At 59.9% G+C, this 19,428-nt stretch carries 14 protein-coding genes; 6 read left to right on the forward strand and 8 right to left on the reverse strand.

From position 1 onward, the window contains the following. Positions 1–6 precede the first annotated feature (6 nt). Positions 7–1,017: an LLM class flavin-dependent oxidoreductase gene (locus tag WB650_RS07970; RefSeq protein ID WP_422307134.1), complete on the forward strand. Its 1,011-nt coding sequence runs from the start codon at positions 7–9 to the stop codon at positions 1,015–1,017. Positions 1,018–1,090: 73 nt separating this feature from the next. Here WB650_RS07970 and WB650_RS07975 read toward each other — a convergent pair whose 3' ends face one another. From WB650_RS07975 to WB650_RS07985, 3 genes are all read right to left on the reverse strand, one after another. Then, positions 1,091–2,077: a hypothetical protein gene (locus tag WB650_RS07975; protein ID WP_423960076.1), complete on the reverse strand. Its 987-nt coding sequence runs from the start codon at positions 2,075–2,077 to the stop codon at positions 1,091–1,093. Between the two features lie 27 nt (positions 2,078–2,104). Next, positions 2,105–3,103, reverse strand: coding sequence for a hypothetical protein (locus WB650_RS07980; protein ID WP_423960078.1), 999 nt, complete (start codon positions 3,101–3,103; stop codon positions 2,105–2,107). A gap of 66 nt (positions 3,104–3,169) precedes the next feature. Beyond that, entirely contained in the window at positions 3,170–4,084 is a 915-nt protein-coding gene (locus tag WB650_RS07985) for a hypothetical protein (RefSeq protein WP_422307128.1), read from the reverse strand. A 365-nt stretch (positions 4,085–4,449) separates the two neighbouring features. On the opposite strand from WB650_RS07985, the gene WB650_RS07990 reads away from it, so the two are divergent. The 5 genes from WB650_RS07990 to WB650_RS08010 all read left to right on the forward strand — a co-directional run bounded on the left by WB650_RS07990 (position 4,450) and on the right by WB650_RS08010 (position 8,743). Beyond that, complete coding sequence (locus WB650_RS07990; protein WP_422307126.1) at positions 4,450–4,917, forward strand: glycine/sarcosine/betaine reductase selenoprotein B family protein; 468 nt, start codon at positions 4,450–4,452, stop codon at positions 4,915–4,917. 69 nt (positions 4,918–4,986) lie between these two features. Then, positions 4,987–5,298: a hypothetical protein gene (locus tag WB650_RS07995; RefSeq protein WP_422307124.1), complete on the forward strand. Its 312-nt coding sequence runs from the start codon at positions 4,987–4,989 to the stop codon at positions 5,296–5,298. A gap of 213 nt (positions 5,299–5,511) precedes the next feature. Continuing rightward, positions 5,512–6,564: a hypothetical protein gene (locus WB650_RS08000; RefSeq protein WP_423960079.1), complete on the forward strand. Its 1,053-nt coding sequence runs from the start codon at positions 5,512–5,514 to the stop codon at positions 6,562–6,564. A gap of 72 nt (positions 6,565–6,636) precedes the next feature. Next, positions 6,637–7,458, forward strand: a complete 822-nt coding sequence (locus WB650_RS08005) for a HalD/BesD family halogenase (RefSeq protein WP_423960081.1) — start codon at positions 6,637–6,639, stop codon at positions 7,456–7,458. Further along, positions 7,442–8,743, forward strand: coding sequence for a lyase family protein (locus WB650_RS08010; RefSeq protein ID WP_423960082.1), 1,302 nt, complete (start codon positions 7,442–7,444; stop codon positions 8,741–8,743). The genes WB650_RS08005 and WB650_RS08010 overlap by 17 nt, the downstream gene beginning before the upstream one ends. Here WB650_RS08010 and WB650_RS08015 read toward each other — a convergent pair whose 3' ends face one another. From WB650_RS08015 to WB650_RS08035, 5 genes are all read right to left on the reverse strand, one after another. Further along, a complete protein-coding gene (locus WB650_RS08015; RefSeq protein WP_422307116.1) occupies positions 8,744–9,370 on the reverse strand; it encodes an MSMEG_1061 family FMN-dependent PPOX-type flavoprotein in 627 nt (208 codons plus the stop codon). It lies immediately after the preceding gene. Positions 9,371–9,389: 19 nt separating this feature from the next. Continuing rightward, positions 9,390–10,349 carry an ADP-glyceromanno-heptose 6-epimerase gene (gene rfaD / locus WB650_RS08020; RefSeq protein WP_422307114.1) on the reverse strand — a complete coding sequence of 320 codons (960 nt, stop codon included), beginning with the start codon at positions 10,347–10,349 and terminating at the stop codon, positions 9,390–9,392. A gap of 12 nt (positions 10,350–10,361) precedes the next feature. After that, a complete protein-coding gene (pbpC, locus tag WB650_RS08025) occupies positions 10,362–12,506 on the reverse strand; it encodes a penicillin-binding protein 1C (RefSeq protein ID WP_422307112.1) in 2,145 nt (714 codons plus the stop codon). Further along, entirely contained in the window at positions 12,507–18,197 is a 5,691-nt protein-coding gene (locus WB650_RS08030) for an alpha-2-macroglobulin family protein (protein WP_423960085.1), read from the reverse strand. It abuts the gene before it with no gap. Positions 18,198–18,377: 180 nt separating this feature from the next. Then, positions 18,378–19,406, reverse strand: a complete 1,029-nt coding sequence (locus tag WB650_RS08035; RefSeq protein ID WP_422307108.1) for a helix-turn-helix transcriptional regulator — start codon at positions 19,404–19,406, stop codon at positions 18,378–18,380. Positions 19,407–19,428 lie beyond the last annotated feature (22 nt).

The raw sequence follows: 19,428 nt of genomic DNA on the forward strand, positions 1-19,428 counted from the left end.
TGAATCATGCGCAAGGTCAAAGTTGGCTATCAGCTCGATTTCCGCAATCCGCCGGGCTCGACCTTGTCGTTTCGCGATCTCTATCGCGAGTCATTTGCGCAGGTCGAGGCCGCCGAGCGGCTCGGCTTCGATTCCATCTGGCTCACCGAGCACCACTTTACCGACGACGGCTACCTGCCCGCGCTGATGCCCGCGGCTGCTGCTATCGCGGCGCGCACGACGCGCGTCACTATCGGCACTTACGTGCTGCTGGCGCCGTTTCTTCATCCGCTGAAGCTGGCTGAGGATGCCGCATTTGTCGACGTAGTCTCGAACGGCCGGCTCCGGCTCGGAATTGGTCTCGGCTACCGCGCCGAGGAGTTCGAAGGTTTCGGCGTGCCGCGTGCGCAGCGACTAGGCCGCACGCTCGAGACTATTGAGATTCTGAAGCTCGCGTGGACCGGCGATCGATTCAGTTTCGACGGCAAGTATTTCAAGTTCCGAGACGTTCGCGTGCTGCCACAGCCTGTGAGTCGGCCGTATCCGGAATTGCTGTGGGGAGCGGGTGCGTCGAAGTCGATTCGGCGGGCAGCCGCGCTCGATCTCGGATTTGCATGCGTCGGCGGACGCAGGGAAATAGGCATCTATCTCGAGGCGCTAAAGGCCGCCGGCAAGGACGCCGCGCGCTACAGCATCGTAAACAGCCGCGTGGTTTATATCGCCGACAGCGAGGAGCAGGCATGGCGCGACACCCGCGACGCGCTCATGTACCAGGCCGAGCTTTACGGCAAATGGCTCTCGGCCGCGGCCGGCACCACCGACCAGAGCAAGGTGCTGATTCGTCCCGATCCCGAGCGCCTGAGACGCACCAGCGTGCTGGGAACCGCCCCCGAGGTCGCTGCACGGCTCGAAGAGACTCTGGAATCAACTCCTATGACGGAGCTGATCGTAGTCACGCAATTGCCGGGGCTCGATCCCGCCAAGGCACGCCGTTCGCTTGATCGCTTCGGCGCCGAAGTTCTACCTCGCTTGCACTAGCATCGATTCGAAAAAAGAAAACCCCCGGAGTTACCCGGGGGCCTTCCCTAACATTCGAGGATCGTTTTTCCGGCTACGGAATAATGATTCCTGCGCCGTGATCGTAAGTTACCGACCACTTCACGTCGGCGTGGTTCGCCTCAAAATAAGAAGAGTACGCCCATAGACTCATCTCGTCGCTCTGCGCGAATGCCTGAGTATCCGTCAAATCGCTGCAAGTCGTATCTGGTCCCGTCATGAAACAGGTAAGGCCGCAACTCGCGGGGAAGGAATTCCCGTCGCAGAGAAAGAAGAAGAACGTGCTGGGGATCCCGTTATTCATTTGAGTTCCGGGATCGTTGTCCACGTTGACGAACAAGCGCTCGGCAGTTCCGGCCTCAGACATCACTACTTCCGTCGCCGGGGACGTATCCGAACCGTTGCCCGCCCCAAGTATCAGAATACTGCCGGGGTTTCCGACGCTGTTGTCGCCTGAGAGATCGATGTGGAAGAGGGATCCCAAGGTGCCAAGCGATCCGCCCGTGAAGACGGAAATATTGGGTTCCGAGATACCAGGCGTGCCGGTTGGCCCAGTTACTCCAATCAGCCCAGTCGGGCCGCGGACTCCGTCCTCACCCATAATTCCTGCCGGGCCGGTAGGTCCCGTCGGCCCGATAGCTCCCTGAGGACCCTGCGGCCCCGCATCTCCCTGCTCTCCCGCAGGTCCCTGAATGCCAGGGGCGCCCTGAGGTCCTTGCGTCCCCGGTTGCCCCGGATCGCCCATCACGCCCTGCATTCCGGTAGGCCCGGACGGTCCGGTCGTTACCCAATCAAGCTCGGTGGTATTTCCAGTGCAGCCATCAATTCCGAGGTTGATGCCTACGATTTTACCACTGTTATTATTGATGCAGATCTCAATATTCTCGGCCCGGCCGACACCTGGAAGTGCGGCCACGCAGAGTATCGTAGCGGCGGTCGCACCGACCAGCCAACGCCACGCAAATTTAAACGAACCAGGCATGTTCACGCCCTCCATTTTCTGTTTCCCTCCACCCGTGATGACTTCCGATCGCGATTTCATCTGTCTTCTCCTCCTCGCGTTCCGGAATCAGAAGGCGCTCGCGGGGGCGATCGCGTAGTCCATCGACCACCTCACGTCCACGGTGTTGGTCGCAATTGCAGCCTCGGATCTGTAGGCCTGGATCGAGAGTGTATCTCCCGGCAGGAAGTTCAGACTCGGGGCACTCCCGGTTTGGGTGGAAGACGAACAGACCGTCGTATCGGTAGCCGGGAACGAATCATTCCCCACCGTACAAAACGGATTCGTCGTTATGTCGCAATCTGCCTCGTTGCATACGATGAAGGTGTAGTCGGAGCCTAGAGGACCCGCATCGCCGGGCGCGATCGATACCCACAGATTGAATGCGGTGCCTCCCGGAGTCGGTACCTGAACGCTCGTTTGCGGGCCAGCAACCGGGGCGGGAGGAATCGAGAAGATGCCTTCACCCGACGCTCCGTTGCCCGGTCCCAGATAGAGCGGGAAGGTCGGCGCACCCAGGTCACCGGAGACGTCGCTAAGCTGTATTCCCGCATTGTCGCCGATAGTTCCGCCGAGCGTGCCGCCGCTGAGAATCTCAACGTTGTCGCCGGTCAAGGGTGCGGGTGTTCCCGTCGACCCTACCAGGCCAATTGGTCCAGTCGGTCCCGGGCGGCCCACGTTACCAGTCGGTCCTGTAGGACCTGTCACTCCTTGCACTCCCGCGGGACCCGTCAGGCCCAACGCGCCCATCGGTCCGGTCGGACCCACTGGACCGACCAAGCCTTGCGATCCGGTCGGACCCACCGCTCCCGGTGCGCCGGCCGGGCCGACAACGCCCTGCGGTCCCTCTGGACCCTGCGGTCCCGGGATATTCCAGACCAATTCGAAGTTGTGGTTCTTGCAAACGTGATTGACCCCGATGATCTTGCCGTTCCGGGCCACGCAGAGCTTGATGATCCCGGTGTCCGGGGTCTGCGCGTTTGCCGCCGGTGCGACGCTCGCTATTAACATCGCAGCCGCCGATGCTCCTATGAGCCAGCGCCACGCGTTCTTAAAAGATTGAGGCATTCTCGTCCCCTCCCTGACTGTTACCATTCGCGTACTCAACATTCCCGTTTCCCCTGTGCCGGCCGCTTACGGTCCAACTACCACGGGGATATCGCCGCCGGTCTGATGAACCACCACCATCCACGATACTTCGGTCGGTGCGGCACCATCGGTCGCGGTCCCTTTCAAGGCGATAGTGTCACCCGGGGTGTACTTCTGGCTGTGCTTTAGATCGCTGCACTCGGTCAGGCTCGGGAGATCGATCGAGCAGGTGACGGGCGGCGTTGAGCAATCGCTGTTGATGCAGAGCTGGAACGTATAACTCTGGCCAGCGCCCGGCGCGTTCTTGGTCTGTACCCAAAGCTGAGTAACCGTCGAGGCGTCGATTGGCACCGCTTCGCTTTCCAGCTGCGTGTCGGCGCCGTTACCCGGGCCGTAGTAGATCGGGCTCGTTCCGACGCCGCTCGTTCCCGACAATACGCTGACGTAGCCAAAGAGCAGCTCGACGTTGCTGCCAAGGTCGCCACCGCCGAGTGTGTAGAACTGTGTCCCGTTTACGCCGGGGGCGCCCGTTGGTCCCGTCGGACCAGTCGCTCCGGTCGGCCCGGTCGGCCCTTGGGATCCTTGTTGCCCCATTTCACCAGCCGGACCCATCGGACCAGTCGCTCCGGCATTCCCAACCGGTCCGATCGCACCACCCGGCCCTACCGGACCTTGAGGTCCCATCTCACCTGCTGTCCCGGTCGGCCCTTGCGGTCCTTGCATACCCTTTGGACCCTGCGGCCCCGATGGACCCGCAACACCGTCTTGATCCCAGGTAATTAGTCGATTCGGCTTACTGCAGGTCCCACCGGGCGGCAAAACTATGCTCTGGTTCTTCGGCGAGATGCATAGCGTAAGAATAGTGTCCGCCCGACCGGATCCCGGCGCAGCGGCGAGTATCAGCGCCCCCATCGCGACGCCTAGTATCACGCGTCGCGCATGCTTGAGTAATACGTGCATTTTTACCATCCCTCCCTAGAAACTCGCGCCAGAAATGGCTTCTGGCCTGCCTCGCCCAAATCGGGAACCTGAAATAGCGGTCCCCCCCGGGACACTTTGCGGGACCATTCATCGCAGAAATTCACATATGCGTCAATATGGTAAGTTAAGTATTTAGACTGTACGAGTCAGTGCCGTTCGTATTTTCCACTTCCTTATTGCTTAGACATCAATTGAGAGTGCGGCTTATGTTTGTTCGATGTCGGAGGCTCACATACAGCGAAATTTGCTTTCGCGATGAATATTTCATGGAAATAAACGTCTACGCGCCGTCGGCGTGCCGAGCTGTTTGCCGTTTCCTTCGACTCCATCGTAGAGTTAGGCGTATGCCCATCGCATACATTCCTCGCACGCGCGCTCTCTATGACGATTTCATCCCGTACCGATGGGTCGAGAACGATTCGGCGCCATTCACTCCGCTCGCAAAACCAATTAGCAAATGCAAAATCGCGCTGATGAGTTCGGGCGGAATCATGTATCGCGATCAGCCGCGCTTCCATCGCGAGGACGCGTCCTATCGCCGCATCCCGCTCGATGCGCGCCGCGACGAACTCAGCGTTTGGCACTTCGGCTATCCCACTCGCGACGCCGAGCGCGACGTCAACTGCGTCTTCCCGCTCGAGCGAATGCGCGAGCTCGAAGCGGCTGGCATGATCGGCGAACTCGTCGATCCTGCGTTCAGTTTCATGGGCGGAATTTATTCGGCGCGCAAAGTCCGCGACGAACTCGCTCCGCAAATTGTCGACGAGCTCAAGCGCGCGCACGCCGACGCTTTTTTTCTCGTCCCTGCTTGACCCGTGTGCCATCAGTCCGTTGGACTGATCGCGCGCGCAGCCGAAAAAGCTGGAATCCCCACGCTCGCAATGACTTCCGCGATCGACATCACTCAGTCGGTCAAGCCGCCGCGCGCGGTTTTTGTAAATTTTCCACTCGGCCATCAGACCGGTCCGCCCGATCAACCCGAGCTGCAGCGCCGAATCGTGACTGAGGCGATGCTCGCGTTCGAAACGATCACCGCTCCCGCCACAATCGTCGAACTGCCCTACGTATGGGACGCCAACGATCGATCTTGGGAAGACGTCGACTACACCAAGGGATGGATGCCCGCACGCCCGTCGCGCAAAGACGCCGACGCGCTCGAAACCGCTCGCCAGGAAAAGTACAGGCGCGAGTGAAGTCCGGTCCCGCTCGATAGTCCCCCTTCCCAGCGTCCCCCCGGAAGGACAATCTATTAAACGTCGCAGCCAGGTTCCCTGGCGTGCAGAGAACAAACTTCTGACGGAACGAAGCTACCCTTGGTATATGAGAACCCTCAAAACCACTACAGGTGGTATAAATTGTATCTTTCCCGCTCATTCGCAGTTCCTTGGATATGATAAGCCAAAGCCGTGAATAGAGCTGTTTGCCTGGCGATGATCGCATTCTTTTTCTCGTGCGGCAGTGTGACCATGGATCCGCCCACCGCGTGCGGGCCATTTGGCGCTCCGTCGGCGGCAGTACTTTCCGAAGTGGTACCCAGTTGCGGCGACGGCAAGTTGCTCGGCCCGTGGAAGGACGCCGACAAAATCGATCGATACGCATGCCTCTACGAGCCGAAGGTACTCAGATCGAATAGTAAGTTACCAATGGTCGTATACTTACATCCTTCCTTGTTTTCCGCCGGATGGATTACTCAGACGAATATACTTGACCTTCAGAACTCCACCTCACTCAGCGACGATCCGAAGAATGTCGGATACATAGTTCTGGCGCCTGAGGGACGCAAAACTACCCACTACTATCCGTTCCCGGACAAGAAAGGAGTTGGGTGGGACAATTGGTATCGGCAGATGAACCCCGCGGGCGACGTAAGGATTGGAAACGCGATCTGGCGCGAAAATGCGGACGCGGCAACGATCGATCATTTCATCGCAACCGAGGTCGCAACCGGCAAGGTCGATACCGCGCGGATTTACGTCTCGGGATGGTCCAACGGTGCCGCGATGGGCATTCTCTACGCAGTGAATCGCCCAAACATCGCGGCGGCTGCCGTCTATTCGGCGCCCAATCCATTCGGCGCGTTCGACGATCCGTGCCCGCAGCAGCCGGTGGCCGGAACGCCGGCGAACATCAAACAGATTCAGATCTTCAACCCCGCCGCTCGCACGATGCATATTCATAACGCATGCGACGTCGGTGGCATCTGTCCCAACGGCGAGCTGATGGCGAGCGAGCTCAATGCAGCCGGAGTGGTTGTCGACGACGTGATCCTCGACAATCATCATCAGCAGGTGCACGCCTGTACCGATTCGTGCGGTACCGATCCGGAGGCTCCTGTGAAATCGACGGCCACCACGACTGGATCGCTGATTGGTCTCGGCAATCACATGCGATGGCCCAAAGAATGGACGCCCGCGATGCTGGATTTTTTCAGGCAGCATCCGCTGAAGAGCGCACCGTAAGGAGATATTCTGTTTCGCGATTGTGCTAATCAGAAGGCGGTCGTAAGGTCGAAACCCGAGGTCGTTTAGAGCATGCAAACCAAGACCGCCAAGGAAAACTGTTCGCCTGCCGATCTGATCGATCTCGAGCGCTATCCGATTCTCGAGTTGAACGGTGACGCCACGCGCGAGTTGACGCGTCATTGCCGCGATCAGCTCGATCGGACTGGCGCCTGCGAACTGCCAGGATTTCTCAAGCCTGACGCGGTCGCGATGCTCGTGCGCGAGGCCGATTCGCTCGCGGCTCGCGCGTATCACAGCGTCGTCACGGGCACGCCATATCTGGAAGCCCCTGACGCTTCGTGGCCAAACGATCATCCTCGCAAATTTTTCGAGCCGACCTCGGTGGGTGTCGTCGCATACGATCAGTTCCCTGGCGATTCGCCGATGCGACAATTGTTCGAATGGGATCCGCTGATGGAATTCATTGCGGCAGCTCTGAAAAAAGATCGCCTCTTTCGCTACGCCGATCCGATGGGCGCGCTCAACCTCGCCGTGATGGGTAACGGCGAACGACTGCATTGGCATTACGATCAGACTGACTTCGTCACCTCGATTGCGCTGCGACCCTCGGAGGCCGGCGGCGATTTCGAATACGTTCCGCTGATTCGCAGCGCCACCGATGAAAACTATCCACGCGTCCAGCGTCTGCTCGAAGGCTCCAGCGAAGAGGTGGTACGGGTCGCGATGAATCCGGGGACGCTGCTGCTGTTCGAAGGACGAAACTCGATTCATCGCGTCACGCCGATTGTCGGACAAACGACGCGGCTGGTCGCGCTGCTCGCGTACGACACCAAGCCCGGAACGCGGAGCAGCAAGGGGCTGCAGATGGCCCGCTATGGCCGCGTCGCGTAGCTTGGCCACGACCAGGAAACCGAGATCGCGCGGACCCATTCGCAAACGGCTGCTCGCATCACCCGGCACTCGCATCGAGAAAGATCTGCTGGGCGAACGCGCGGTCCCGGCAGATGCGCTTTACGGCATTCACACCGTCAGAGCGGTCGAGAACCTGGGATTCTCGGGACGAGTCCTCGCTAACTATCCCCGCTACATCAGCGCACTGGCGACGGTCAAAAAAGCCGCGGCACGCGCCAATCGCGATGCGCACGTGATCGACGCGCGGCGCCAGGGCGCGATTGAGCGCGCATGCGACTTACTGATTCGTGGCGAGCATCTCACGCAGTTTCCCGTCGACATGCTCGCCGGTGGCGGAAGTATCGCAGTCAACATGAACGTGAATGAAGTCATCGCGAACCTCGCCTGCGAAGATCTCGGCGGCGCGCGCGGTTCGTACGAACCGGTGCATCCGAAGATACACGTCAACGCTTCGCAATCGACGGCCGACGTCTGTCATACAGCGGTTCGAATGACGGTGCTGGGTCGGTGGAGCGGATTGCGGCGCGCGCTCAATCGATGCGTCGAAACATTCCGCGCCAAGGCGGCTGACCTCAGGACCGTCGTCACGATCTCGCGCACCTGCCTGCAGGACGCCTCAGCGGTATCGCTCGGCGAACTTTTTGGTGGGCATGCAGCGGCGATTGCACGACGCACCGGCGAACTGGCGCAAAGCGTGAGAGCGCTCGCGCGGATAAATCTTGGAGGCACTGCGATTGGCTCTGGGAGCGGGGCGTCATCGTCCTACCGGCGCGCGATCGTGAAGCGGCTGAACGAGATCGCCGGCCAGAAATTCACTCTGCGGCCCAACCTGTACGACGCCGCGCAGAATATCGACGACCTCGCGGCGGTTTCTGCGCAGCTCGCGATGCTCGCGGAGGTGCTAATCAAGGTAGCGCAGGATTTGCGCTTGCTGTCATCGGGACCGGAGGGCGGCTTCGGCGAAATCATTCTGCCTGCGGTTCAGGAAGGCTCGTCGATCTTCCCGGGCAAAATCAATCCGGTGATTCCGGAGATGGTGCTCCAATGCTGCTTCCAGGTGCTGGGATGCGAGCGCACGACCCGACTTGCGCTCGAGCGAGGCGAACTCAACTTGAACGTCTTCGAAGGGGCTGCGGCGGTGAATGTCTTCGATGCGATCGCAATGATGGATCGCGCAGTCGCGTTATTTGAAGAGCGATGCGTCAGTGGAATTGTCGCGAACAAAGAACGATGCCGCGAGCTCGCATCCCGCACACGCTATTAATTAAAGATTGTTCTTATAGTCGTGCTCGATCGCCTGATCGACTTGCTTGGCAAGTTCTTCACCACCGCCAACTTTCGCGGACAAAATCTCCCCGAAGGAAATCTTGTGGCGCTCCGCCCAGGTCTCCGGCTTCCAAAGCTGCGATCGGATGAAAGCCTTGGCGCAGTGGAAAAAACATTCGCGCACGGTAACTCGAATCGCCAGCAGCGCGGGCGCGCCACGGGCACTCAGCCGAACCAGCAGATCGGGATCGGCACTCAACTCCGCGGTTCCGTTGACCCGAAAGGTCTCGTCAGTTCCCGGCACGAGAAAAATAATTCCGACCTGCGGATTGGCCAGAATGTTCCTCAGACTGAACATCAGCCTGTTCCCCTTGCGCTCAGGGATTAGAAGCGTGCGCGCGTCTTCGATCATCACGAAGCCGGGGCCATCGCCTTTCGGTGAAGCGTCCTCGTTGCCCTCTGCATCGGCGGTTGCAAGCACGAGAAACGGCGACTTCCGAATGAAATCCATCGCGGCTTCATCGAGCGCCGACCAAAGTTTCTTCGGAGTCATCGGGTTCGGCTCGCCGAGCAAGGCTTGAAGTTGAGCGACTGTTTCAATCCGATGGTTTCGCTGATTTTCCATGAATTAACCGCCCTCCAAATTAGTCAGTCGCTGTAGCCTGGTACTCTCGATTCCATGCATCTACCGAATCCGCGATTCCATTTTCCAGCGTCGAGAAAGACTCGGTGTAGCCGGAATTCCTTAGCGCAGAGAGATCGGCTTGCGTGAAGCTTTGATACTTTCCTGCCAGACTTTTGGGAAATGGTACATAATCAATCGTGCCGGCGCCAAGCTGCGCGATGAGTATCCGCGCGACGTCGTTGAAGGTACGCGCTTGTCCGGTGCCGACGTTGAACACGCCGTTGCGCACCGGACCTTCGGCAAGCGCCAGATTCACGCGAACAATATCGTTCACAAAAACAAAATCGCGCCGCTGTTCTCCGTCGGCGTATCCAAAGGTCCCTTCGAACAATCGCGCGTGCCCGCTCGTTTTGAGCTGGCGATAGAGCTGATACACCATCGACGCCATCTTGCCCTTGTGAGATTCACGCGGACCGTAGACGTTGAAATATCGAAGACCGACGACGGTGCTCTGAGATTTCGCAGCGACGCTGCGCACATGATTGTCGAACGCGAGTTTTGAAAGTGCGTAGAGATTCAGTGGACGCTCATTTTCGGGTGACGGCGCGAACGCGCTCGAGGAGCCGTAAACGGACGCGCTGGACGCATACACGAGAGGAACTTTGCGTGCGCGAGCAAAATGCAGAATCAGTTTCGAGAAGGTGAAATTATTTTCGATCATGTAGCGGCCATCGGTGCAGGTGGTGTCGGCGCATGCCCCCTGATGAAAGATCGTTTCGATTCGATCGGGCAAGGATTTGCGCTCGATGGCGCGGGCGAACTCTTCGGGCTGCATGAAGTCCGAGAACTTCAGATCGTCGAGGTTGCGGAAGTTATCGCCGCGGCGATCGACTACGATCACGTCGGTGACGCCCTTGGCATTCAACGCGCTGAGCAGGTTACTGCCGATGAAGCCTGCACCACCGGTTACAATGATCATTGCTTCACTAGCTCAATTATCTGCGAGTGGGTTATTCGAGCCACGGACGGTAAATTGAATTGTCTGCAGAGCGTTTCCTAAATCGCGCGCTATAGAGAGAGTGTGCGCGCCGGATGTCGGCGTCCAGAGCAGCTCGCCTCGAACCGGCGCGAGCGCGCGCCCATCGAGGATCCAACGCGAATTTCGCGCACTCTTGCTGGCCTCGAAGACGACGCGCTGCGCGACTGCGGGGATGTCGGGATCGAGCGCGATGATCGTACCGGCGACGGGCGAAAGAATTTGCGGATTGGTGTCGTCAAGATTGCTGACGGAAGAGGTCGGCACAGTTTCCGCGACGAACCATTCGCGGCGCGGTGGTTCAACAGCCCCGGGGAAGCTCACCTCGCTGAGTGCTACGTCCGGCGGTCGCGCAATTTCTCCGCTTCCAAATCGGTCGTGCAGGTAATTCATCACGTTGAGCCAGGTGGGCGCGGCGCCTGTGATTCCAGTTACATCGCGCATCGGCGTGCCCGAAGAATTGCCGACCCAAACCCCAACCGTGAACCTGTCGGTGTAGCCGACGCACCAGTTATCGCGCATGTCCTTGCTGGTGCCAGTCTTGACCGCGCTCCAATAGCGGGTCGCGAGGCTGTTTTCCAGCCCGAACGTAGTACTACGGCTGGCTCGGTCGGATAGTATGTCAGAAATTATGAATGATGCTTCTGGTGAGTATACCTGGCTCGACTTCTGAGTATCGGAGTCGGTAGTCAATCGAAGTTCTGAGTATTTGCCGCCATTAGCCAGTGTGCGGTACGCATTCACCAACTGCCATAGGGTCACGTCGGCGGATCCAAGCGCCAGGGCTGCGCCGTAGTAGTCGCCCTCCTCGACCAGGCCGTTGAACCCAAGCCGACGCAAACGATCCGCGAAGATTTCGACGCCGACCATATCTGCAGTCCGCACGGCAGGCACATTCAGCGAGGAGGCAAGCGCCGTGCGCATCGAGACCAAGCCCCTGAACTCGCGATCGTAGTCGAGGGGACGGTAAATGCCGCGCTGTTCAGGCAGTTCGAGCGGAGTATCTTCGATCAACGAGGCGGCAGTGAGCAGGTGCTGGTCGACCGCGAGCGCGTATAGGAACGGCTTGAGAGTCGATCCCGGCTGGCGTGGCGCACGGATGGCATCGAAGTCGGGCGCATTCGAGAGATCGCCGGCGCCGCCCACGTACGCCCACACTTCGCCGGTGGCATTCTCGACCACGATGACAGCGCCATCGTCAACGCGTCGATCGCGAACATCGACGATCTGTCGATGGAGGGTGTCGATGACGAAGCGCTGGAGCTCGCGATCGAGAGTGCACCGCGCGGAACCAGTCTCGCCGTTCAGCAGGCGCTCTGCGAGATGGGGCGCGAGCGCAACTCGCGCATAGTCGCTGCCGCGGATAGAAAATGCGCTCTCAAGCGCTGTGGCTATTGCGGCGTGCGACGGGCCATACGATCCGAGCTCGCGGCTAAGCGCGTTCGCACGAATCGCCACGGATTCGCGGCGCGCATTCGGCGCGCGGATCAGACCGGCCAACACCACAGCCTCGGCAGAGTTGATTCCGTGGGGCGCTTTGCCGAACATCACGCGCGACGCTGCCCCGATTCCCTGCAATTCTCCGCGGTAGGTGACGAGGTTTAGGTAGGCCTCCAGTATTTCGCGCTTGGACCATCGCCGCTCGAGCGCGAGGGCCGCAACGATCTGTCTGACCTTTCGAACGATAGTTTTGCGCGACTGCGATCTTCCGAGCGAGGGATCGAGCAGCGACGCGAGCTGCATCGTGATTGTGCTCGCGCCGCGGCTCCGTCCGCCAAGGATCGCGCGCGCCGCGGAACTCACGATCGCGATCGCATCGACGCCGTGATGGCTCCAGAAGCGGTGGTCCTCGGAGGTTACGATCGCCTGCGTAAGCGCCGGTGAGATTTGATCGAGCGGGGTCCATGCGAACCGACGGCCGTGCCGATCGATTCTCAATTCGTGAACTGGATCGCCATTGCGGTCGAGCAATTGCGCTTCCGACGGATGCCACTGAGCGCGGACCTCGACGAAAGTCGCCGTCGGCGACCTGGTGATCACCAGCGTCAGCATCACGATTGCGGTGATCGGAAGGGCGACGACTGCGAGACGGCGCAACATCTAGGGCGCGACCTCGAATGGAGAATTGGGAAGCTCGCCGAACATTTCCGGTTCGTAGAGAGCGTCGACGCGCGTCGCGGGGAGTTGGAATGTGCCCGATTGATTGAGGCGAATCGTATATTCGATTTCGAACGTCCCCTTCGGCACGTAGTCATAGTAGGCGCGGAAGGCGTCGAACGCGCGCTCAGCGTAAATCGGCCACACGAAGCTTTCGGTGTCGATCTTTTCGCCGGAGGTCGCAATCGCCGAATCGCGCCCGAGTCCGGCCCCAAGATGTGATGCGCCAGCGGGAATCGGATCGTTCACGACTACCCAGGTCATGTCGGTTTGCGCTTCGACATTAAGATGCACTCGCACCAGGTCGCCACGTTTCCATCCTTGAGGATTCGCATTCTCGACCGGGAGAAGAGTACGCATGATGCGATAGCCGCTCGCAAAGGGCTGCGTGATGGGCACTGCTGCGAGCGCTCGAATCTGCGCCCATGGATGACCGCTTCCGGAATGATCAATCTTCAGATCTGATTCTGTTGATGGCCAGTCGAACGCAAGATTTCCACCCTTCGGACTCTCTGCCCAATCCAGCTTTTGCGTCGCCGCCTGAATCGACGCGATAGTGATTCCAGCGACCGGAGTCGATTCGAAAACGGTTGCAAACTTCCTTAGCGCCAGGGTGCCCCACGCGTTGGTAATTGTTTCGCTCCACGCCCCGTGCATCTGAAGCGCCAGTGCACCTCGCATCACCAGCGGCAAATCGTCATGCCACAGATTGTTGTCGAGCAACAGCAACGCGAACCTCACCATGTTGCAATCGGGCGAGACCATAAGCCACCACATATCGTTGCGCGCGTCGCTCGCCAGATGCATCGCCGTTCCTTGTTGATTGATGCGGGCGCGCATGATTTGTTCCGCGTCCTTGAGGCGCTGGTCGCGATCAGGAATTTTCGGAACGCGGAGCAGGATACTCCACCAATCGATCACGGCGGAATCGGGCCACAGATTTGGATCGATCGTAATACTGCCCAGCATCGCGGGATCGGCGTGACCCGCGCGTGCGAGCGCGTCGATCGCGGCGAGTTTGCGCAACGGCAGATCGGCGGCCAGGATCGGTCCCTCGCGTACAATTTTGCCCTCGACGAAATCGCTCAGACCTTTTTCCAGCGTTGCCTCGGACTCAGCGGGAATAGTCAGTCCCGCTTCGTGCGCGATCGAAATGAAATAGGCAGTGAGTACCTCACTTCCGTTAGGCATGACGGGAAAGTATTTGAGCAAACCGTCCGAGTCGGTATACGACGGCAAGTCCGCGATGATCGCGCTCCACAACTTCGGATCACCAAGCGCCACCGCGACCGACACGCGTTGCTCGAGGCATCCGTAAGGATACTGGCGCATCCAATCGCGCACGCCGTCGAGTCCCGCGGCCAGCGAAGGGCTCAGCGAGACTTGCACGCCTCCCACGCCAGCGAGCGCATCGGTCGGACGCGCGACCGGCTGCGCGATCGGTTTGTCGAGCTGCAGCAAGGTGGCTTGAAGTGCGCGGACCGGCACCGCAGGTATGACGCGCTGGGTGATCAGTAAATGATCGGACGGTCCATGCTCGACGCTCGCATCGACGTGATATTTGAGTTCGCGCGCGACCGCAGGCACCTCGACGTTCCATGAGATAGTCGTGCCCTGGCCGGGTGCAAGCGCGATCTTTTGCGGCGGCGGTACCACCGCGAGGCCGTCGATCTTCGCTTGCACAGTCGTGTCGAAAGCACGCTCGGACGCGTTGCGCACGGTGAACTCGGCGGCAAACGAATCGCCGTTTCGAATGATCGGCGACACACCGGACAACAACATCAGATCCTGAGTCGAACGGATACTCGCGAATCCGGTGCCAAATTGATCTGGGCCGGAATCCGCAATCGCGACGATTCGGAAACTGGTCAGCGAATCGTTCAGCGGCACTTCAATCGTCGCGTCACCGTTCGCATCGAACGGGACGGACGCTTTCCACAACAGCAGCGTGTCGAACAATTCGCGCGTAATCTGGTGTCCACCGCCGCCGCCGGGTGGAATTGCTTTGATGCCGAAGTGGCGTTTGCCGACGACTTGCATCTCGGCCACCGAAGTTTCGACCTGGTATGCGCGCCGACCCATCATCGCATCGAGCAGTTTCCAGCTGTCGTTGGCGCGTAGCTCGAGCAGGCCCTCATCAACCGCGGCGACGGCGATAGTGCCACCGGGTGAGGGCGCCTTGCCGTCGAAGGTTCTCACCGAAATCTTCACGAGAGCCTTGTCGCGCACGTGATAGACGGATTTTTCCGGCGCGACTTTCACGTTCAATCTATGCTCGCGCCATCCCACTCGAATCTCGGCGATGCCCAGCTTGAACGCCGGCTTACCGAGATCGAGCATCGCAGTCGGCTGCACGCCGGCGATTCTGCCGCGAACTACCAGCGCGGAGACGAAAACGTTGGGCGCCCAGTCGCGCACGGGGAGTGCGATGACGGGATTGCGTCCCGACAAATGTACAATGGATGCGGCAAGCACGCCCTCGCGCTCGACGGTGACCAGCGCAGTCGCATCGGCGAACGGCATCCGCACCTGGAAGCGCGCGACATCGCCGGGCTCGTAGGCGGGCTTCTCGGGGATGAAATCCATGCGGTCGTCGTCGCGGCCGGCGAACCACTCGCGCTCATTCCCGGGAATGAAAATTTCGCTGTTGGCCGAACTCGAATTGCCCGCGTCGTCCGTCACCGTCGCTTGCAGAATCGCGTCGCCGGTCACTGGCGGTAGCGTCTCGCATGAAAGGCGTCCGAGGTCATCGGTTGTGCCCGAGCATAAGACGCCGAGCAGTTTCGTTTCCTGCGTGTTCTCGTATGAGTAAAATCCGCCGATCAGCCGCTTGCGATACGAGTATTGGAGCCGGCTGAAGATGTCGACACGCACCGGCACGTGCGCGACTGGTTTGCCCGAGTCGTCGACCACCGCAAGATGCGCGCGAACAAACCCGGGCGACGACGCCCAATCCTCAACCTGAATTCCGACCAGCCGCTTCGCCGGCCAAATCATCACGTTGTTCGATACCGTCTGGCTCTCGCCGTTGGGGTCGCGATATTCAAGCTCCGCGTGGACCTCGACCGGCGTGGACTCGCGCGGAATGTCGCTGATGTCGGTGCGCGCGCCGCCGGCGCTGTCGAGCGTGAGATCCTTGCGCTGATGCACGCCGGGATTCTGTTCGGCCTCCGCGCCTTCCGAAAATCCTTCGGTGTGAACAATTCCCGTCTGCACGTTGCCGTTGGCGAAAACGTAATCGTCAAAGTCGGCGAAGTGTGGTGACGCGTTTTTGTTGATTTGGCTCCGAAGCGTGACTGGAAGTCCTTTAGCGGCGCCACCTGACAGGTATTCGGCGCTCAGGTCGATCGGAATATCGGTGACCGCGACGAGTGGTTCCTCCGGAATTCTGATCGCGGCTTTCATCAATGGGATTCGAAATTCCTCGACGCGAAAATCGCCAGTACTCAGTTCCGCGGTTGATTGATCGCTCACGTAGCCGCTGTCTGCACCCGGTGTCGGACTCGGCGCGACCGCCTTGCGCCGCGACATCGTGACGTTGTAGGTGCCGAGCTTGGCGGCTTGCGGAATCTGCCAATCATTCTCCGCGCTGCCTGAATTATTCCACTTGAGATCGAAATCGTAGTGCTGATCGCCGCCGGCAAAACTGATCGAAAGCGTGTCCGGCAGGTCGTTCTCGGCCACCAGCGACAATCCATCGACGGTTTTGGCGCGGATGAAATGCTTCATGTGTACCGTCTCGCCGGCGCGTAGCAGCGTCCGATCGAACACCGTGTCGGCGATGTACGGAGACGGCTGATAGTCAGTCGGCAGATGAAAGCGCCACGCCTCGATTCCCTGCTGCCAACTCGAATGGACGAAACTGAAGTCCTCTCCGGCGCGCGCGGTGACGAGCAGGCCGCGATTCAGACCGCTGAGCGCTTCGATCTGGTTGGAAAAGTAGTCGCTCTCATGATCGGTCTGGGTGGAATCGCATTGGGGAAGATTCGCAAATGCCGACGACGTGGGAACCATCGCGAGTCCGCGAGCGTCGGTGCGGCCGGTCCACATTTCGGTGCCGTGACAATCAGCCACCGCGACGTCCGCGCCGGCGACCGGACGTCCGCTCTCCAGCGCCGTCACCCAGACCAGCGAGTTCGCCTGTCCCTGCTTGAAATGAACCGCGAGATCGGTGACCAGCGCCGCAGTTGGCACGTACATAGGCTTCGGAGCGCCGAGTAAAACCGTACCGAGGCGAGTGCTTTTGAGTTCGACGATGTACAAGCCGGGGCGCTTGAGCGGAATGCCCATCACCTCGAATGCGTTGGGCCCGTTGGGCTTTGGCATCGCGAACTGCGTCGCGCCGTCGGCATTCTCACCGCTGAACACCGAGTCCGCGCGCTTTGCTTCGGCCACTCGGTTCAGCCAGGAAAGAACGTCGCCAGCCTTGGGCTGAGGGACGCGCCATAGCGTCGCCTCGATTCGGGTCAACAGAGAACTTTCAACGTCAGCGCCAAGGTTCAACTTGGCGCCGGCGATCTGTGCTTCGAGGTTTCTCACCGTGACCGGCAGAACAGGATCGATTTTCTCGATGATTCCGAAGCGCGCGGAGAACTTTGCGAGCGGCGGAAACTCTCCCGTCTCGACCGTCATAGGAAAGCGCGACGCGTTGGCGAGTTCGCGGCCGGATCCGTCTACCAGCTTCGGCGGAATTTCGATTTTGTATGGTGACGATTCTTTGAATGGGCCGTTGAATGGTAGCGACGAAGTTTCGCCCGGATCGCTGAGCACCGCGAACTTCCGCGCACCGCCTGGCCCGACCAGCGCGATCTGTTGTGCCTGATCCGCCGAGATCGGGGCGGAAAACGAAAGCGTGATCGGCGTCAGCGGGATGCATCCGGCTTTTGCGCTTTCGCGCTCGCATTGTATTTTCGCTTCGAACGGCTTGCGCGTCTTGTAGCTGATCGTTTGATCCTGGTCGGTTGCGATCCCGGTCTTCGATTTGATCCCCTTGCCCCAGATCAGGGTCACCGTCGTATTGTTCGGAAAACGCTGCCTGGCTTGGAGGATAACGACTGGCTTCTTCGCCGTCAGATCTGCAAATCGCTTCAGCAAAGTCTCACGGTCGGGGCCGCTCACGATCGTCACGCCAATCGTCTGCGGCATTCCCTCCACCGAAAAGCCGGCATGCTCGAGAACCGACGCCTGATCGGGCTCGGCGTCGAGAATCAGGACGAACGCCTGCTCCTCATCTATATTGGTGCTCTCCGACCACGGCCGCTGATCGACGATCGACGGTCCGCCAGTGTCGAAGTTAAACGCGCGGAGATCGCTGAATGCCTTCCCCGCGAGCGACTTCAGGCCCACACGCAGTTTGAAGGTGCATCGCACACCCGCCGGCAAATCGTGGTCGAAGTCGTACGACCAGTTGCGGCTATCGATCCATCGGCCCGCGCCGTGCTCCGGACAATCGATTTCAAATGGTGCGGTCGTATCGCGCGGATCGCCGAGCGGGACCATCGACTCGGAAAATCGCGCCGTCACCTGCCGAACCTGCTTCACCGTTCCCTTTGGCGAGAAGCGCACGACCGACGGCGATTCTCCGGCGACAGCGGCGGGGACACTGAACGGCGCGGCAGCGATGCATATCGCCAATGCGGCCGCGACGATGCGCACAGATGGAAATGTGGATGGAATCAGCCGACGAAGATCCGATCGCAAGCTATTGATAGGAGTTCCTCCCGGACAACCACGGCGTACGCGTGGGCTGCCAACGTCCTACTGAGTAGCAATCTCGTGTCAGGATGTACCGCGCGCCCGGCGTCTGCAAGCGTGCTAGTCGACGCGGTAGAGACGCGCCGCTTTTGCATGGCGCTGTGCGATTTCGTTGCGCAAAGCGGCGGGCTTGAGTACCTCGACCCACGGCCCCATGCTCATTATCCAGTTCGCCAACTCGGTGGTGCCCTTGACCGTCATCGTAAGGATGGTGGTGCCGTCGCGTCGTCGCGCGAAACGCTGGCTGCGATGAATCGTGCGCGAGCGGACGTACGCTTCAGTTTGTGCGCTGTGAATCTTCAACTCGACTTTGGTCTCGGGGCCGTCGACAATTCCGAAAGTGCCCTCGGTGTGCGCCTCCGGATTGAACCTGGGCGGATAGACGAAGCGCTCGGGCGCGCCGTCGGGTTGGCGAATGAATTCGACCGAGCGGATTCGTTCCACTGCGAGATAAATGGTCGCGTTGCTTCGATGGCTGTGGCCGAGCAGGTAGAGGCCGCCACGATAGGCGATCAGCGAGTACGGGTCGAAATCGTGATGATGGCCCTCGCCCGTCAGACCAGCATAGTCGACGTTCAGCCGACTCTGATCGAGCAGCGCGCGCAGGATTACGTCGAGCTGTTCACTGAAATCGGTGTAGTCCTTGGGCGCGTAAGGAACCGCGTAAAACTTGCGATCGAGATCGGACAGGCGCGTCTGTTGGGTCAAGCTCAAGTTCTGAAAGACCTTCTCCCACAGCCCTTCGACGCCTTCCTTCAACACCGTGCCTTCGAGGAACTTAAGAACCGTCAGCGAGAAATACAGCAGCGCGACCTGATATGAGGATGCCTCCGCAGCTTTCATCGAACTGACCAGGCGCAGTTTGCGATCGGCGCCAGTGCCGACAACCTCGACCAGCGGGCCGCCATGCCAGTCGAGCAGTTCAGTGCGCAGCACCGACACGTAACGCGCAAGGGTCCGATCGGAAATTTCCAGGCTCCCGGCGATCGATTTGAAACTCCAGCCGTATGGCTTTGAGAACAGCCCGGCTGCTATTCGTGCGAGCCGAATCGCGGCGCCGTAGGTCGGCTTGCGGCGAAGTCTCTTCATGTTCCGATCCAATCATCTCACC

The sequence above is a fragment of the Binatus sp. (SeqCode) genome (assembly GCF_049584895.1).
Lineage (GTDB): Bacteria > Desulfobacterota > Binatia > Binatales > Binataceae > Binatus.

What these genes read in the sequence shown, in the direction of transcription:
- WB650_RS07970 (WP_422307134.1), top strand. Translation starts at nt 7, where the DNA reads ATGCGCAAGGTCAAAGTTGGCTATCAGCTCGATTTCCGCAATCCGCCG.
- WB650_RS07975 (WP_423960076.1), bottom strand. Translation starts at nt 2,077, where the DNA reads ATGAAATCGCGATCGGAAGTCATCACGGGTGGAGGGAAACAGAAAATG.
- WB650_RS07980 (WP_423960078.1), bottom strand. Translation starts at nt 3,103, where the DNA reads ATGCCTCAATCTTTTAAGAACGCGTGGCGCTGGCTCATAGGAGCATCG.
- WB650_RS07985 (WP_422307128.1), bottom strand. Translation starts at nt 4,084, where the DNA reads ATGCACGTATTACTCAAGCATGCGCGACGCGTGATACTAGGCGTCGCG.
- WB650_RS07990 (WP_422307126.1), top strand. Translation starts at nt 4,450, where the DNA reads ATGCCCATCGCATACATTCCTCGCACGCGCGCTCTCTATGACGATTTC.
- WB650_RS07995 (WP_422307124.1), top strand. Translation starts at nt 4,987, where the DNA reads ATGACTTCCGCGATCGACATCACTCAGTCGGTCAAGCCGCCGCGCGCG.
- WB650_RS08005 (WP_423960081.1), top strand. Translation starts at nt 6,637, where the DNA reads ATGCAAACCAAGACCGCCAAGGAAAACTGTTCGCCTGCCGATCTGATC.
- WB650_RS08010 (WP_423960082.1), top strand. Translation starts at nt 7,442, where the DNA reads ATGGCCGCGTCGCGTAGCTTGGCCACGACCAGGAAACCGAGATCGCGC.
- WB650_RS08015 (WP_422307116.1), bottom strand. Translation starts at nt 9,370, where the DNA reads ATGGAAAATCAGCGAAACCATCGGATTGAAACAGTCGCTCAACTTCAA.
- rfaD (WP_422307114.1), bottom strand. Translation starts at nt 10,349, where the DNA reads ATGATCATTGTAACCGGTGGTGCAGGCTTCATCGGCAGTAACCTGCTC.
- pbpC (WP_422307112.1), bottom strand. Translation starts at nt 12,506, where the DNA reads ATGTTGCGCCGTCTCGCAGTCGTCGCCCTTCCGATCACCGCAATCGTG.
- WB650_RS08035 (WP_422307108.1), bottom strand. Translation starts at nt 19,406, where the DNA reads ATGAAGAGACTTCGCCGCAAGCCGACCTACGGCGCCGCGATTCGGCTC.